The sequence below is a fragment of the Actinoplanes sp. CA-131856 genome, assembly GCF_050956135.1.
Classification (GTDB): Bacteria; Actinomycetota; Actinomycetes; order Mycobacteriales; family Micromonosporaceae; genus Actinoplanes.
On sequence record NZ_CP191849.1, the window covers coordinates 5,151,917 to 5,166,887 of the forward strand.

Here is a 14,971-nt window from a genome sequence, read left to right on the forward strand (position 1 = left end):
GTGAACGGGCGGGAACGATCAAGCGCCCGGCCGAAGATCAAAATTTGAAGGTGCTCACCAGCTGGCGAAGCTCGTCGGCGGTGCGCGCCACCTCGCCCGAGGCGTGCCGGGTCTGCTCGACGCCCTGCACCGAGGCGGCGCTGGCGGCCGAGACATCGGCGATGTTGGTGGCAATGCGCGAGGAGCCGTTGGCCACCTCGGCGATGCTGCGGCTCATCTCGCCGGTGGTCGCGGTCTGCTCCTCGACGGCCGAGGCGATGGTGGTCTGGAAGTCGTTGATCTGGGCGATGACCTCGGAGATCCGCGAGATGACCTCGACCGCGCCGGTGGTGTCGTGCTGGATGGCGGCCACGCGGGTGCCGATGTCCTCGGTCGCCTTGGCGGTCTCCTGGGCCAGGTCCTTGACCTCGGAGGCGACCACGGCGAAGCCCTTGCCGGCCTCACCCGCGCGGGCGGCCTCGATGGTCGCGTTCAGGGCCAGCAGGTTGGTCTGCTCGGCGATCGAGGTGATCAGCTTGATGACGTTGCCGATCTCGGCCGACGAGGCGCCGAGCTGGCGCACGGTCTCGGTGGCGCGGGCGGCCTCGCTCACGGCGGTGGCCGCGATCTGAGCCGACTCACTCGTGTTACGGGAGATCTCGCGGATGGCCAGGCCCATCTCGTCGGAGCCGGCCGAGACGGTCTGCACGTTGCGGGAGATCTCCTCGGCCTCGGCCGCGGCCGACGAGGACTGGGCGCTGGTGTCGCCGGCCGCGTCGGCGATGGTGCCGGAGATCGCGGAGAGCTCGGCCGAGGCGCCGGCCAGCTTGTCGGCGTCCTTGGCCACGGTCTCCAGCGAGACCCGGAACGTCTCCAGGGCGCCGTCGAGGTTGGCCGCCATCACGCCGAGCTCGTCCCGGCTGGTGATGCCGCTGCGCTTGGTGAGATCGCCGTGCGCGAGGGCGTCGGCCACCTCGCCGAGCCGGCGCACCGGCTTGAGGATCGAGCGCGACAGCGGGATGGCCAGGCCGATGAGCAGGGCCAGCCCACCCGCGGCGACGGCGATGGCCAGCAACTGCGTCGACTTCTCGGTGTCGGTCATGTCCGAGCGCTCCTGGGCGACCGCGGCCGTGGCCTGGTCGACCAGCGCGCCGAGGGCGTCGTCGGTGGTGGCGTTCTTGTCGGCGATCTCGCCGATCCGGGCGCTGACCGAGGCCGGGTCGGCGACGGCGGCCTTGACGAAGGACTCGATGTACTCGTTGAACGAGGTGAAGTCGGACTGCGACTTGGTGAAGGCGGCCCGCAGATCGGCCGGCAGCCCGGCGGCGAGGACGGCGGCCTGGGCTTCCTCCGAGGCCTTGACGTCGTCGGCGGTGTCGGTGGTGGTGTCGATGCCGAGGGCGGCGCGGTAGGCGTCGGCCTTGAGCTCGCTCTGGCGCGTGTCGAGGTGGTTCAGGGCCGCCAGCCCCGCCTCGAGGCCGGTGATCCGGTCGCTCTGGTCGGCCAGGCTGTCCTCGCCGACCAGGGTGAGCCCGGCCAGGGCGCTCATCAGCACCGCGCCGGTTCCGACGATCAGGCCCAGCCTCTTGGCGACGCCGATGTCCTGAAGTTTCCGCATATGCCCTCCGAGCTCGCGATGTTGCCGAGCCCGATCGGCCGCCACGAAACGGACATGAGATCTATCGGGACGCTTTCTCCCGATACATCGCAGCGTCCGCTGCACTCGACAATTCCGAAAAGTCGGACAGTTGGCCGACATCGCGCCGAGCGGCCCCGATGCTGACACCGACGGTCACAGTGCGGCCGTGCACGGAGATGGGCTGCCGGATCGCGTCCCGGAGCCGATCGGCCAGGCTTTCGGCGTCGGCGAGCGTGGCATCGGGCAGCACGACCACGAACTCGTCCCCGCCGAGCCGCCCCGCCAGGTCGCCGGAGCGCAGATGGGAGGTGAGCCGCGCACCGACCACGCAGAGCAGCTCGTCGCCGGCCGCGTGCCCGAGAGTGTCGTTGACAGCTTTGAAGCCGTTGAGGTCGAGAAGGAGGACAGCCAGGGCCCGGCCGTCCAGCTCGGCCGCGTAGGTGGTCAGCCGCTGCCGGTTGGGCAGCCCGGTGAGCGAGTCGTGGGTGGCCTGGTGGTCGAGCTGCCGCCGGATGCCCTGAAGTTCCTTGACCTGACGGCCGTACGCGGTGGCGAGGGTGCCGCCGAGCGCGGCGATGAGCAGGTTGACGAGGATCGCCATGGTCACGTCGCCGTGATGGAACGACTTCTCGCCGTAGCGCGCCGCCGCGAAAACAAGGATGAGGCTGGTGGCGAGCCAGGCGATCAGAGCACCCGGCAGTCGTCGCCGGAGAGCCGCCACGAGCACGGGAAGCGCGAGGAGGGGCCAGGTGGTCTGCATGCTGTACGCCTGAACGCCGACGACGATCCCACCGATGGCGACGACGTCGCAGACGGTCTGCAAGGTACCGAGCGCCCCGTACCACCGATCACCGGGCCGGTGAAAGTTGACCGCGGCGAGAACATTGGCCAGAACCATGAGCACGATGCCGGTGTCACAGGCGAGCCGCATGGCGGGATGCACGTGCGCTTCGGGCGGCAGCCCGGTGAGCCCCGACAGGAACACCGCGGTGGCCAGCACTCCGGCCACCCGCGCCAGAAAGGCACTGGCTTCGACGGTCCGCCGTCGCCGCCAGGCGGAGTGGTCAGTGGTCGCGTTCATCCGCCGTTGAATCGGCCGCCGCTCCGCGCCTATGAGCCTTCAAAGAGACTTCACAGCTTCCGCGCGGCCGGGCGGGCCGCCGAGACCGTGAGAGCGGCACAGCACGGGCGGCGTGGTGTGGGCGGCGCAGCGTGGTGCGGGCGGCGTGGTGTGGGCGGCGTGGCATGTTGCGGGCGGCGTGATGTGGGCGGCGCGGCGCCGTGCGAGCGCTGCGGCGCGGTGCCGGAGATCGGGCGGCGCGGTGCGGCCGGTCCGGTCCGACGGGTGGGTTGCCGGCGCTGCGGCCGTTCGGTCGCAGCGCGGGGCGGCCGAGTCGGCGACGGGCGGTGTGGGGCGGTGGGCGTGGAGCCGGTGGTGGCGGCGCGGGCGGTGCCCGTGGAGCGATGTGGTGAGTTTGCTGGGGTTCAGTGCCAACCCGCGAGGACATCGGGGACGGTCACGGCTGTTTCGGGGGTAGGGGACTTTGTGGCCGTGCGGGAGAAACGGGGTGCGGGGGCGGGCTGGCGCACCCCGTCGACGGTGATGAAGGTGGCGCGTTCGGCGTTGTGGGGATGGTCAGGGGCCTCGAAGGGGGAGAGGACCGGGGCCACGCACGCGTCCGAGCCGGCGAAGGTGGTTGTCCACTCGTCGCGGGACTTGGAAGCGAACGCCGCGGCGAACCGGGAGCGCAGCACGGGCCAGCCCGACTTGTCGTACTGATGCGGCAAATCGGCTGTGGACAGGCCCAGGCCGTCGAGGAGAGCCTGGTAGAAGGGTGGCTCCAGGGCGCCCACGGCCATGAAACCGCCGTCGGACGTCTCGTAGGTGTCGTAGAACGGGGCGCCGCCGTCCAGGAGGTTCTCGCCGCGGGCCGGGCCCCACTGGCCGATCGCGGCCATGCCGTGCACGAAGGTCATGAGCAGGGCCGAACCGTCGACCATGGCCGCGTCGACCACCTGGCCGCGGCCGGAGTGGGAGCGTTCCAGCAGCGCGGCCAGGACGCCGACGGCCAGCAGCATGCCGCCGCCGGCGAAGTCGCCGACCAGGTTGATCGGGGCGTGGGGGCGTTCGCCGGCGCGGCCGAGCGGTTCGAGGGCGCCGGCGATCGCTATGTAGTCGATGTCGTGGCCGGCCCGCGCGGCCAGCGGGCCGTCCTGCCCCCAGCCGGTCATCCGGCAGTAGACCAGCCTGTCGTTGATCTCGGCGAGCCGCTCGGGGCCGAAGCCGAGACGCTCGGCGACGCCGGGACGGAAGCCCTCGACGAACACGTCGGCGTGCTCGGTCAGCCGCAGCAGCTCGGCCACCCCGTCCGGCGTCTTGAGGTCGAGCTCGACCGTGCGCCGCCCCCGGCCCAGCGGACCCAGCGGCGGGAACTGCCCGCCGGGCCGGTCGACACGCACCACGTCCGCGCCGAGATCGGCCAGCACCATGCACCCGAACGGCCCCGGCGCCAGCCCGGCCAGCTCGACGACCCGGATGCCGTCCAGCGGCCCGCTCACACCCGGCCTCCCTCGACAGCGCGGCCGGCGCTCATGCGGGGAGGAACCTGTCGCCGTAGCGCTTGGCCAGCTCGGTGGCGCGGCCCCGGAAGTCGGCGTGCTGGTGGGCGAAGCGCAGGACGCCGCCCGTCCAGGCCGGGTAGCCGATGCCGAGGATGGAGCCGACGTTGCCGTCCTCCTCGGTGCGCAGCACGCCCTCGGCCAGGCACCGCTGCGCGTCCAGGGTTTCGGCGAACAGGAACCTGTCCCGCAGGTCGGTCAACGGCACGGCGCGGCCCTCGTCGGTGGTCAAGCCGGCCAGGCCGGGCCACAGGCCGGTGCGCTTGCCGTTCTCGTACGTGTAGAAGCCCTGGCCGGCCGCTCGCCCGGGGCGGCCATGCTCGTCGACCATCGCGTCGACCAGGGCGTGGGACGGGAGGCGCTCGAACGCGCCGCCCGCGGCCGCCTCGAACTGGCGGCGGATCCGCTGGACCAGCGACAGGCTGACCTCGTCGGCCAGGGCCAGCGGGCCGGTCGGATATCCGGCCTGGAGCGCCGCGTGCTCGATCGAGGCCGCGGGCACGCCCTCGGTGAGCATGCCGATCGCCTCGTCGATGAACCGGCCGATGACCCGGCTGGTGAAGAAGCCACGCCCGTCGTTGACCACGATCGGCGTCTTGGCGATGCGCCGGCCCAGGTCGAACGCGCGGGCCACGGCCTCGTCGCTGGTCTTCTCGCCGACCACGATCTCCAGCAGCGGCATCTTGCCGACCGGGGAGAAGAAGTGCATGCCGATGAAGTCGGCCGGCCGGGACACGCCCTCGGCCAGCCCGGTGATCGGCAGGGTCGACGTGTTCGAGGCGAGCAGCGCGCCCGGCGCCAGCACCGGCTCGACCTCGGCGAAGACCGCGTGCTTGAGTTTGGGGTCCTCGAAGACCGCCTCGATCACCACGTCACAGCCGGCCAGGGCCCGGGCGTCGGCCGTGGTGGTGATCCGCGCGAGAACGGCCGGGTCACCCTCCTGCTTGGCGCGGGCCGCCGTCTCCTCGCTGACGTCCTTGACGACCACCTCGAGACCGGCGCGGGCGCAGGCGTACGCGATGCCGGCCCCCATCATGCCGGCGCCGAGCACCGCCACCTTGGTCGCCGGCGGCACCTCGACCTCGGGCCGGGCCAGGCCGCCGTTGATCGCGCGCATGTCGAAGAAGAGCGCGCCGATCATGTTCTTGGCGATCTGCCCGGTGAGCAGCGTGATCAGGTGGCGGGTCTCGATGATCTGCGCGGTCTCGAGGTCGACCTGGGCGCCCTCGACCGCCGTCTGGAGGATCTTCTCCGGCGCCGGCAGCGACGCGCCCTTGAGCTGCTTGCGCAGGGTGGCCGAGAAGGCCGGCAGCTGCGCCGCGAGCTTCGGCGTGGACGGGGTGCCGCCGGGCATGCGGTAGCCCTCGCGGTCCCACGGCTGCCTCGCCTCCGGGTTGGCGGCGATCCAGGCCCGCGCCTTCTCGATCAGCTCCTCCGGGGTGGCGGCCAGCTCGTCGACCAGGCCGTTGTCGCGGGCGTCGGCCGGCTTGTAGCGGCGCCCGGTGAGCAGCCAGGCCATCAGCGCCGGGGCGAGACCGAGCATGCGGACCGTGCGGGTGACACCGCCCGCGCCGGGTAGCAGCCCGAGGGTGACCTCGGGGAAGCCGAGCCGGGTGCTGGACTTGTCGAGCACCACGCGGTGGTGACACGCGAGCGCGATCTCGAGGCCACCGCCCAGGGCGGCCCCGTTCACGGCGGCGACGACCGGTTTTCCGTACGTCTCCAGGCGGCGCAGATCTCTCTTGATGGTGCCGAGGAGCTCGAAGAGGGCGGGGGCGTCCTCCCGCCGGGCCCGGATCATCGAGGGCAGGTCGCCGCCGGCGAAGAACGTGCTCTTCGCGCTGGTCACGATGACGCCGGTGACCTGGTCGCGCTCGGCCTCGAGCCGGTCCAGGGCGGCGCTCATCGCGTCGACGTACCGCTGGTTCATGGTGTTCGCGGACTGGTCCGGGTCGTTGAGGGTCAGGGTGACCACGCCGGAGTCGTCCCGCTGATATTCGATCATCACAGCCTCTCGATGACGGTCGCGACGCCCATGCCGCCGCCGATGCAGAGCGTGACCACGGCCCGGCGCTGGTCGCGCCGCTCGAGCTCGTCGAGCGCGGTGCCGAGCAGCATCGCCCCGGTGGCGCCGAGCGGGTGGCCGAGGGCGATCGCGCCGCCGTTGACGTTCACCGTGTCGGGGTCGAGCCCGAGGTCGCGCTGGTACTTCAGCACCACCGAGGCGAAGGCCTCGTTGATCTCGAAGAGATCGACGTCGGACGTGTCCAGACCGGCGGTGCGCAGCGCCTTGTGCGTGGCGGGGATGGGCCCGGTGAGCATGATCGTCGGATCGGAGCCGGTCACGGCGGCCGCGGTGATGCGGGCGCGGGGAGTGAGGCCGAGCGAACGCCCGATCTCCTCCGAGCCGATCAGCACCAGGGCGGCTCCGTCCACGATGCCGGACGAGTTGCCCGCGTGGTGGACGTGGTCGATCCGCTCGACCCAGTGGTATTTGCGCAGCGCGACCGCGTCGAACCCGGCCGCGGCGCCGATCGCCGCGAACGACGGCTTGAGCCGGGCCAGCGCCTCGCGGGTGGTCTCCGGGCGCGGATGCTCGTCGGCGGTGAGCACGTCGAGACCGTTCTCGTCGCGGACCGGCACGATCGAGCGGGCGAAGTGGCCACCCGCGATGGCCTTGGCCGCCCTGTCCTGCGAGCGCAGCGCGTAACCGTCGACGTCGTCGCGGCCGAAGCCCTCGATGGTGGCGATCAGGTCGGCGCTCACGCCCTGCGGCACGAAGTCGGTGGCCAGCGACGTCTCGGGGTCGAGGAACCAGGCGCCGCCGTCGGAGCCCATCGGGTTGCGCGACATCGACTCGACACCGCCGGCCAGGATGAGCTGGTCCCAGCCGCTGCGCACCCGGGCCGCGGCCTGGTTCACCGCCTCCAGGCCCGAGGCGCAGAAGCGGTTGAGCTGGACTCCGGCGGCCGTGTCGGGCAGCCCGGCCAGCAGCGCCGCGGCGCGGGGCAGATCGCCGCCCTGTTCGCCGACCGGGGTGACGATGCCCATCACGATGTCGTCGATGCGGGCCGGGTCGAGGCCGGGATTGCGCTCGCGCAGGGCGTCGATCAGGCCGGTGACCAGCGAGATCGGCTTCACCCCGTGCAGCGCGCCGTTGCTCTTGCCTCGTCCGCGCGGCGTGCGCACCGCGTCGAAAACATAAGCCTCAGAGGACACGGGCGATCAGCTCCTTCATGATCTCGTTGGTGCCACCGTAGATCTTCTGCACGCGCGCGTCGGCGTACATGCGCGCGATCGGGTATTCGGTCGTGTAGCCGTACCCGCCGAAGATCTGCAGGCAGCGGTCGACCACCTCGCACTGGCCGTCGGTGAGCCAGTATTTCGACATGGCGGCGGTCGCGACGTCGAGCTCGCCCCGGACATGCCGCTCGATGCAGTCGTCCAGGAAGACGCGGGCCACCCTGGTCTGTGTGGCGCACTCGGCCAGCACCATGCGGGTGTTCTGGTGCCCGATCAGCGGCTTGCCGAAGGCCTGGCGTTCCTTGGCGTACGCCGTGGCGAGCTCCACCGCGCGCTGCATGACGGCCACGGCGCCGACCCCGATGACGAGCCGCTCCTGCGGAAGCTGGGCCATCATCTGGAAGAAGCCGCCACCCTCGGTGCCGAGCAGGTTGGCCGTGGGCACGCGGAAGTCGTCGAAGAACAGCTCGGCGGTGTCGTTGGCGTGCAGGCCGATCTTGTCGAGCAGCCGGCCCCGGCGGAACCCGGGCGGGTCGCCGGCCAGCTCGCAGACGATCAGGCTGATGCCGCTCGCGCCCTGGGTGGTGTCGGTCTTGACGGCCAGGATCAGCAGGTCGGCCAAGCCGCCGTTGGTGATGAAGGTCTTGGAGCCCGTGACGACGTAGTCGTCGCCGTCCCTGATCGCCCTGGTGCGGATGGCCTGGAGGTCGGAGCCGCCGTCGGGCTCGGTCATGCCGATGGCGCCGACCAGCGAGCCGTCGCACAGGCCGGGCAGCCAGCGCTGTTTCTGCTCCTCGGTGCCGTAGGCGGTGATGTAGCCGGTGACGATGCCGCTGTGCACGGCCAGGCCGAGGCTGCCCTCGCCGCTGAACGTCTGCTCGGTGAGCAGCACGGCCTCGTGGGTGAAGTCGCCGCCGCCACCGCCGTATTCCTCCGGGACCGACAGGCCGAGCAGGCCGAGGGCACCCGCCTGGCGATAGTGCTCACGGTCGGGATGACCCTGCGCCTCGAGACGCGCCGCGTGGGGCACGACCTCTTTGGTGAAGAAGGCGCGGGCCAGCTCGGCGAGGTCGTCGTGCTCGGGTTTGAGCCACGCCGGGGTGTATCCGTCCAGTCCTGGGGTCGGCATGGGTCAACTCTTCCGGCTTGTTGGCGGACTGTCAACAAGCACGTGCCTTAAGGTCGACGAGTGAGCATCGACGTGGGACAGCGCCGCCGTTTCTCGCCGGACGCCCGGCGGGAACAGATCCTGTCGGTCGCCGTGCGGCTGTTCGGCGAGCGCGGTTACGCCGAGGTCTCCACCACCGACGTCGCGCGTGCGGCGGGGGTCGCCCGCGGGCTGATCAACCACTACTTCGGCACCAAGAAAGATCTGTACCTCGAGGTCATCCACGTGATGCTGACCGTACCGCCGGTGGCCCTCGCCTCGCTGCCCGCCGGCGACCTGCCGACCCGGATCGACGCCATCGTCGGCTGGTTCCTCGACGTGGTGTCGCGGCACAGCCAGTCCTGGCTCGCGGCCATCACGGCCGGCGGCATGGCCGGCGACGCCGAGGTCGACCGGGCCATCTCGAAGGCCATCGACGCGGCCGCCGACGCCGTGCTGACCGCCGTCGGCTTCACCGCGGTCACCCCGGCCATGCACGCCATGGCCCGGTCCTACGTCGGGCTCGCGACCTCGACCGCGCGGGAGTGGCTGGAGCGTGGCGTGCTCACCCGCGCCCAGGTCCACCGCCTGCTGTCGCTGACCCTGCTGACCATGGTGACGTCCGTCTTCGGCGACGAGGACGATGGTGACGCCGTCGCGCGCCGTCCGGGGACGGATCCGGTCATTCGAAGGCCGCGTTGATCTCCGCCTCGATGCGGGACTGCGCGTCGGAGCCGGCCTCGATGAGCTGCATGCCCACCTCGGCGCCGTCGGGGCGGGCCGACCGGCGGACCACCTGGGCGTTCACCGTGCAGGAGCCGGACGGCAGCTGAAGGGTGGCCTCCACCCGGTCGCCCACCGACAGCGGGGTGTTCGCGGCCAGCAGGCATCCGACGCCCTCGGTGGAGACGTCGATCAGGGTGCCGGGCTGGTCGGGGCGGCCGGGGACGCGGAGAACCACCGGGCCGGTCGTGGCCACGCGGTCGTGGCGGCGGCGTTCCAGGCGTTCGGCCACCTCGGAGAGGTCCTGGATGCTGGCCATGGTGGCGTCGACGGTGGCGTTGAGGCGTTCGACGATCTGGTGCTGGTCGTCGGCGATGCCGCTCAGGGCGCCCATGGCCGCCTCGATGTCGGCCACCTCCTGGACGATCGCGCTCAGCGTGCCGCCCATCTGGGCGATGTCGGCCTCCAGGGTGGCGATCGTGGCCGTGATCTGCTCGGTCGAGCTGGCCGTGGTGTCGGCCAGGCTCTTCACCTCGTCGGCGACCACCGCGAAGCCCTCGCCGGCGGCGCCGGCCCGGGCCGCCTCGATGGTGGCGTTCAGGGCCAGCATCCGGGTCTGCGAGGCGATCTCGGAGATGACGCCGGCGATGCCGGCGACCTGGCGGAGACTCTCGTTCAGGGTGGTTGCGGCCTCGTCGGCGCTGCGGGCCCGGCGTACCATCGAACCCGCCGCCGAAGCGGTCTCGGTGACCCGGTCATGGGTCGCGGTGGCGGCGTCGCGGGCCGCGCCGACCTGGGAGACGACGTCGCGCAGGCGTTCGTTGATGATCGTGCCGGTGTCGTCGATGGCCTCCTTGGCCCGGCGGCGCAGGCGATGGTTGACGCGGCGCTGTTCCTGCTCGGTCTCGCGCAGCCGGGTCTCGCGTTCGGTGCGCATCCCCTCCAGCTCGGCCCGGCCCTCGTCGATGAGCGCGGCCAGGGCGGCCAGCTGATCGCCGAACTCCAGGGCGCCGAACGGCCGCTGGGCGGCGAAGTCGCCGGTGGGCAGGCCGGGCGACGAGGGCTGCACGGCCAGGGGAGCGGAGGCCGAGTCGAGCAGGTCGCCCAGCGAGTCGCGGACCGCCCGCAGGGCACGGCGCCGCTGCCGGCGGGCGCCGACCACATAGGCGGAGGCGGCGGCCAGCAGCAGCGCGGCGATCCAGAGCACGGTCATGTGGCGTGGCTCGTCGGGAGAGGAACCAGCACCACGGCTTCAGGTTTCCACCGTCGGCGGCCGGGGTGGGCGGATTCGGGGAATTAGGGCTGTGTGCGGGGTGTCAGGCGTAGGCGTGCAGTCCCGAGAGGAGGGCGGCCAGACCGGCCTTGGCGTCGGCGAACAGCATGGCCGTGCGCGGATCGGTGTAGAGCTCGTTGTCGATGCCGGCGTAGCCGTGCCCGAGCGAGCGCTTGATCACGATGACCGAACGCGCGTGGTCCACGTCGAGGATGGGCATGCCGGAGACGGGGTTGCCGGGCCGGCGCGCGGCCGGGTTGGTGACGTCGTTGGCCCCGATGACGAGCGCGACGTCCGTACGGGCGAAGCCGGGGTTGCTCTCTTCAAGATCTTGCAAGTGCTCGTACGGCGCGTTGGCCTCGGCCAGGAGCACGTTCATGTGGCCCGGCATGCGCCCGGCCACCGGGTGGATCGCGTAGCTGACCTCGACGCCGCGCTCGGTCAGGGCCTGGGCCAGCGCCACCGCCTCGTGCTGGGCCTGCGCCGCGGCCAGCCCGTAGCCCGGGACGATGACGACCTTGCCCGCGTACGCCAGCTGGATGGCCGCGTCGTCGACGGTCACCTCGCGGACCTGCTGGGTCCCGCCCGTGGTCACCGCGACCGCGTCGCCCGTGCCGTAACCGCCCGCGATGATGGCGCCGATCGGCCGGTTCATCGCGTCGGCCATGAGCTTGGTCAGGATCGCGCCGGCCGCGCCGACCAGCGCCCCCGCGATGATCAGCGGCGTGCTCCCCAGCACGAATCCGGCCATCGCCACGGCCGTGCCCGTGCACGCGTTGAGCAGGGAGATGACCACCGGCATGTCGGCCCCGCCGATGGGCAGCGTCAGCAGCACCCCACCGATGAGCGCGGCGACGGCGATCCCGATCAGAGCCCACACGGACGGTTCGAACCCGACGAAGAGCACCGCCAGCGCGACGCTCAGCACCGTCAGGATCAAGGACAGGACCCGGCCGTACGGCACCACGAGCGGCCGCCCGGGCACCCGCCCCGCCAGCTTGCCGGCGGCGATCAGCGACCCGCTGAAGGTGATCGCACCGATCAGCACGTCCAGGACGGCGGTCACCTCGGCCGCCGTGGTCGCCGGGTGATGGCCGAGGGCGATCAGCGCCGCCGCCCCGCCGCCGACCGCGTTGAACAGGCTCACCAGTTGGGGCATGGCCGTCATCCGGACCACCCGCGCGGCGACGAGGCCGGCCACCGCGCCGGCGGCCGCGCCGATACCGAGGGCCCACGCCGCGTACGCGTCGACGCCTCCGTCGTGGACCAGCACCACGAGCGTGGTGACGATCGCGGCCGCCATGCCGCCGGCCGAGACCTGGTTGCCGCGCCGGGCCGTGGCCGGGGTGTTCATCAGGTGCAGGCCGATCACGAAGGCCGTCGCGCAGGCCAGGTAGACCAGGTGGGTGACGGTGCCGAAGGCGCTCACGACCGGCTCCGGAACATCGCCAGCATCCGGTCGGTGACCAGATATCCACCGGCCACGTTCATGGCGGCGAAGAACGCGGCCACCGCCAGCAGGACGTATCCGGCGGGGGAGGAGACCGTGGCCGCCAGCAGCATCACGCCGACGATGACCACGCCGTGGATGGCGTTGGCGCCGGACATCAGCGGCGTGTGCAGCGTCGCCGGCACCTTGCTGATCACCTCGAAGCCGACGAGCAGGGCGAGGGTGAAGACGGTCAGGTCGGCGAGCAGCAGCGCGCTCATGAGCGGATCTCCTTCGGCAGCCGGGGATGGACGATCTGCCCGCCGTGGCAGACCAGCACGCCGGCCCGCACCTCGTCGGCCGGTTCGAGCGTGAGAACCCCGTCGGGCATGAGGTGGGTGAGCAGGGCGACGGCGTTGCGGGCGTACGCCGTGGAGGCCGCCACGGGCACGGTGGCGGCCAGATCGGGGGCGCCGATCACGGTGACGCCCCCGTCGGTGACCAGCCGCGTGTCGGCGACCGAGCCCGCGACGTTCCCCACGGCCATGTCGATCACCACCGAGCCGGGCCGCATCTTCTCCAGCGCGGTGTCGGTGACCAGCAGCGGAGCCTGCGCTCCGGGCACCTTCGCCGTCGTGATCACCACGTCGAAGCGGGGGATGGCATCCTGGAGCGCGCGCTGCTGGGCGTCCGATTCGTCGGCGTCCAGCGACTGTGCATATCCGTCCTGTTGCGACTTGTCGGTATTGAAGGTCGCCAGCACGGCCGCCCCCAGCGAGGCGATGTCCGCTTGCGCGGCCGTGCGCACGTCGTAGCCGGTGACCAGCGCGCCCAGCCGCCGCGCGGTGGCGATCGCCTGGAGGCCGGCCACCCCGGCGCCGAGCACGAGCACCTGCGCCGGCCGTGCCGTGCCGGCCGCCGTCACCAGCATCGGGAAGAAGCCGCCGTACGCCTCGGCCGCCAGCAGCGCCGCCTTGTATCCGGCCACGTTCGCCTGTGAGGTCAGCGCGTCCATGGCCTGGGCCCGGCTCAGCGTGCGCGGCAGCAGATCCAGGCTGAGCGCGGTGATGCCCGCCGCGGCCAGCCCCTCCGCGCGGCCCGGATGGCTCAGCGGATCGAGCAGCCCGATCAGCACCCGCCCCGGTGGCAGGGCGGCCACGTCGTCCGGTGGATGGACGCACAGCAGGATGTCGCTCTCGGCGTAAACCTGGGACCTGGTCCTGACCTCGGCCCCCGCCGCCTCGAAGTCGGCGTCGCCGAACCAGGCTCCCCGGCCCGCGCCCGCCTCGATCAGGACCCGGATCTGCCGGGATCGCAACCGGCCGGCCGCGTCCGGGGTCAGGGCCACCCGGCGCTCGCGCCCCGGGGTCTCGCTGAGCACTCCGACGATCGTCATCGGCATCCCCTCGCATCGATATCGATGCTGTATCACCTCGACCCCGCCCGGCGGTAGGGTCGGGCGCATGGCGGAACGGATCGGTGCCGGCGTGTGGTCCCTTCAGGGCGAGACCGTCACGTTGCCCGTGACCATCACCGACGCCCGGATCACGGCGTCGGTCTTCACCGCACCGGCCGCGTCCGCGCGCGAGCTGCTGGCCGGGCTGCCTTTGAAGCCGTTCACGGCGTTCGGCCGGGCGTTCGGGCTGCTCATGTGCATTCATTACGGTGAGTGGGCGCTGAAGACGTACGACGAAGTGGGTGTTGGCCTTCTGGCCCTGGGTCCCGGGCGCCGGCCGGGCCTTTATCTGCTGGATCTGCCGGTGACCGGCGCCTTCACGCGGGAGGCCGGCCAGGATTTCTGGGCGTTGCCGAAGTGGCTGATGACCTCCACGCTGCGTTTCGGCGACGGCGCGACCGACGTGACGGTGACCGACGGTGACACGCCGGTGATGTCGGCGTCGTTCACCCACGGCCGCCTGCGCCTGCCGTTCGGCGTCCGCTCGTCGCTGCCCGCCTGGTCCTATCTGGATCACGGGGCCCAGGCGGGCCGGCTGCTGCGCGGCCGGGTGCCCATGCGGCTGTCCGGCGTGCGCCTGGGTCGCGGTTCTTTCTCCGTACGCCTGGGGGAGCACCCGATGGCGCGGCGGATGGCGGCGCTCGGCATGGTGAACCGGCCGCTCCTGACCGTGCACGCGTCGTCGCTGCGCGGGCCGCTGGGGGAGTGGCGCGCGGTTTAGTCAAGAAGTTGGACTATATTCGCGTCATGACGACGATCGAACTGACCCGCTTCCGCGTCGACCCGGCCCGGGTCCCCGAGTTGCTGAGCGCGCGGCCCGGCATGCTGGCCGACTTCCAGGCCGACCGCGAGGGCTTCGTCGACGCCCGCCTGGTCCGCCTGCCGGACGGCGAATGGCTCGACATCGTGACCTGGCGCAGCGCCGGGGACTTCGCGGCGTCCCGGGCCAAGGGCGCCAACCGGCCCGGCATCGCCGCCTTCTTCGCCGCGATCGACTCGCTGGTCAGCGCCGAGGAGGGTGAGCTGGCCTAGCCGGTGATCGCCTTCAAGGTGCCGAAGAACTGCTCGTACGCCTCGCGGCCGACCCTCGCTGCGTACTCCGCCTCGAGGTCGGCCACGACGCGGTCGGAGAGCTCCATCAGCTTCCGCCCGCGCTCGGTCGGCATGATCAGCTTGGCCCGCCGGTCGCTCGGATCGGTGACCCGGGTCAGATAGCCGAGCGCCTCCAGCTCGTCCACGATCGTGGCGATCGTCTGCTTGTTGCGCCCGGCCAGCCGGACGAAGTCGTTCTGCCGCAGGCCGTCCTCGTCGAGATGGGCGAGCACGGCCCCGTGCCGGGGCCGCAGATCGCCGAAGCCCGCGTCGGCGCTGCGCCGGAACAGCTCGGACTGGAGCCCGAACAGCAGCCGGGCCGCCAGCATGCCGAGATCCGCGGGCCGGGTGCTGCGTGCCATGACGGCACC

Annotated in this window: 14 protein-coding genes; 3 read left to right on the forward strand and 11 right to left on the reverse strand. The window is 71.9% G+C overall.

From position 1 onward, the window contains the following. Positions 1–37 precede the first annotated feature (37 nt). The 6 genes from ACQP2X_RS23815 to ACQP2X_RS23840 all read right to left on the reverse strand — a co-directional run bounded on the left by ACQP2X_RS23815 (position 38) and on the right by ACQP2X_RS23840 (position 8,609). Positions 38–1,597, reverse strand: coding sequence for a methyl-accepting chemotaxis protein (locus ACQP2X_RS23815; protein ID WP_498700365.1), 1,560 nt, complete (start codon positions 1,595–1,597; stop codon positions 38–40). A gap of 61 nt (positions 1,598–1,658) precedes the next feature. Then, entirely contained in the window at positions 1,659–2,699 is a 1,041-nt protein-coding gene (locus ACQP2X_RS23820) for a diguanylate cyclase (RefSeq protein WP_498700366.1), read from the reverse strand. A 404-nt stretch (positions 2,700–3,103) separates the two neighbouring features. Next, entirely contained in the window at positions 3,104–4,177 is a 1,074-nt protein-coding gene (locus ACQP2X_RS23825; protein ID WP_498700367.1) for a CaiB/BaiF CoA transferase family protein, read from the reverse strand. A gap of 31 nt (positions 4,178–4,208) precedes the next feature. Then, complete coding sequence (locus ACQP2X_RS23830) at positions 4,209–6,242, reverse strand: 3-hydroxyacyl-CoA dehydrogenase NAD-binding domain-containing protein (protein WP_498701020.1); 2,034 nt, start codon at positions 6,240–6,242, stop codon at positions 4,209–4,211. After that, positions 6,242–7,456, reverse strand: coding sequence for an acetyl-CoA C-acetyltransferase (locus ACQP2X_RS23835; protein ID WP_498700369.1), 1,215 nt, complete (start codon positions 7,454–7,456; stop codon positions 6,242–6,244). The genes ACQP2X_RS23830 and ACQP2X_RS23835 overlap by 1 nt, the downstream gene beginning before the upstream one ends. Continuing rightward, on the reverse strand, positions 7,446–8,609 hold the full coding sequence (locus tag ACQP2X_RS23840) for an acyl-CoA dehydrogenase family protein (RefSeq protein ID WP_498700370.1): 1,164 nt from the start codon (positions 8,607–8,609) through the stop codon (positions 7,446–7,448). The genes ACQP2X_RS23835 and ACQP2X_RS23840 overlap by 11 nt, the downstream gene beginning before the upstream one ends. A gap of 60 nt (positions 8,610–8,669) precedes the next feature. On the opposite strand from ACQP2X_RS23840, the gene ACQP2X_RS23845 reads away from it, so the two are divergent. Further along, positions 8,670–9,329 (forward strand): TetR/AcrR family transcriptional regulator, encoded by a 660-nt coding sequence (locus tag ACQP2X_RS23845; protein ID WP_498700371.1) that lies wholly within the window; start codon positions 8,670–8,672, stop codon positions 9,327–9,329. On the opposite strand, the gene ACQP2X_RS23850 is transcribed toward ACQP2X_RS23845, so the two are convergent. The 4 genes from ACQP2X_RS23850 to ACQP2X_RS23865 form a co-directional block, all read right to left on the reverse strand. Beyond that, the gene (locus ACQP2X_RS23850; protein ID WP_498700373.1) at positions 9,310–10,563 is read right to left on the reverse strand and encodes a methyl-accepting chemotaxis protein; all 1,254 of its coding nucleotides are present in this window, start codon (positions 10,561–10,563) and stop codon (positions 9,310–9,312) included. The two genes, ACQP2X_RS23845 and ACQP2X_RS23850, sit on opposite strands and share 20 nt — an antisense overlap. 103 nt (positions 10,564–10,666) lie before the next feature. Continuing rightward, positions 10,667–12,052 (reverse strand): NAD(P)(+) transhydrogenase (Re/Si-specific) subunit beta, encoded by a 1,386-nt coding sequence (locus ACQP2X_RS23855; protein ID WP_498700375.1) that lies wholly within the window; start codon positions 12,050–12,052, stop codon positions 10,667–10,669. Then, the gene (locus ACQP2X_RS23860; RefSeq protein ID WP_498700377.1) at positions 12,049–12,333 is read right to left on the reverse strand and encodes an NAD(P) transhydrogenase subunit alpha part 2; all 285 of its coding nucleotides are present in this window, start codon (positions 12,331–12,333) and stop codon (positions 12,049–12,051) included. The genes ACQP2X_RS23855 and ACQP2X_RS23860 overlap by 4 nt, the downstream gene beginning before the upstream one ends. Then, positions 12,330–13,448, reverse strand: coding sequence for an NAD(P) transhydrogenase subunit alpha (locus ACQP2X_RS23865; RefSeq protein ID WP_498700379.1), 1,119 nt, complete (start codon positions 13,446–13,448; stop codon positions 12,330–12,332). Before ACQP2X_RS23865 ends, ACQP2X_RS23860 begins: the two co-directional genes overlap by 4 nt. Positions 13,449–13,515: 67 nt before the next feature. Here ACQP2X_RS23865 and ACQP2X_RS23870 point away from each other — a divergent pair, with 67 nt between their 5' ends. Further along, on the forward strand, positions 13,516–14,229 hold the full coding sequence (locus tag ACQP2X_RS23870; RefSeq protein ID WP_498700382.1) for an acetoacetate decarboxylase family protein: 714 nt from the start codon (positions 13,516–13,518) through the stop codon (positions 14,227–14,229). Between the two features lie 26 nt (positions 14,230–14,255). Further along, positions 14,256–14,540 (forward strand): hypothetical protein, encoded by a 285-nt coding sequence (locus ACQP2X_RS23875; RefSeq protein WP_498700384.1) that lies wholly within the window; start codon positions 14,256–14,258, stop codon positions 14,538–14,540. Here the strand turns inward: ACQP2X_RS23875 and ACQP2X_RS23880 are convergent. Further along, a complete protein-coding gene (locus tag ACQP2X_RS23880; protein ID WP_498700387.1) occupies positions 14,537–14,962 on the reverse strand; it encodes a MarR family winged helix-turn-helix transcriptional regulator in 426 nt (141 codons plus the stop codon). The two genes, ACQP2X_RS23875 and ACQP2X_RS23880, sit on opposite strands and share 4 nt — an antisense overlap. Positions 14,963–14,971 lie beyond the last annotated feature (9 nt).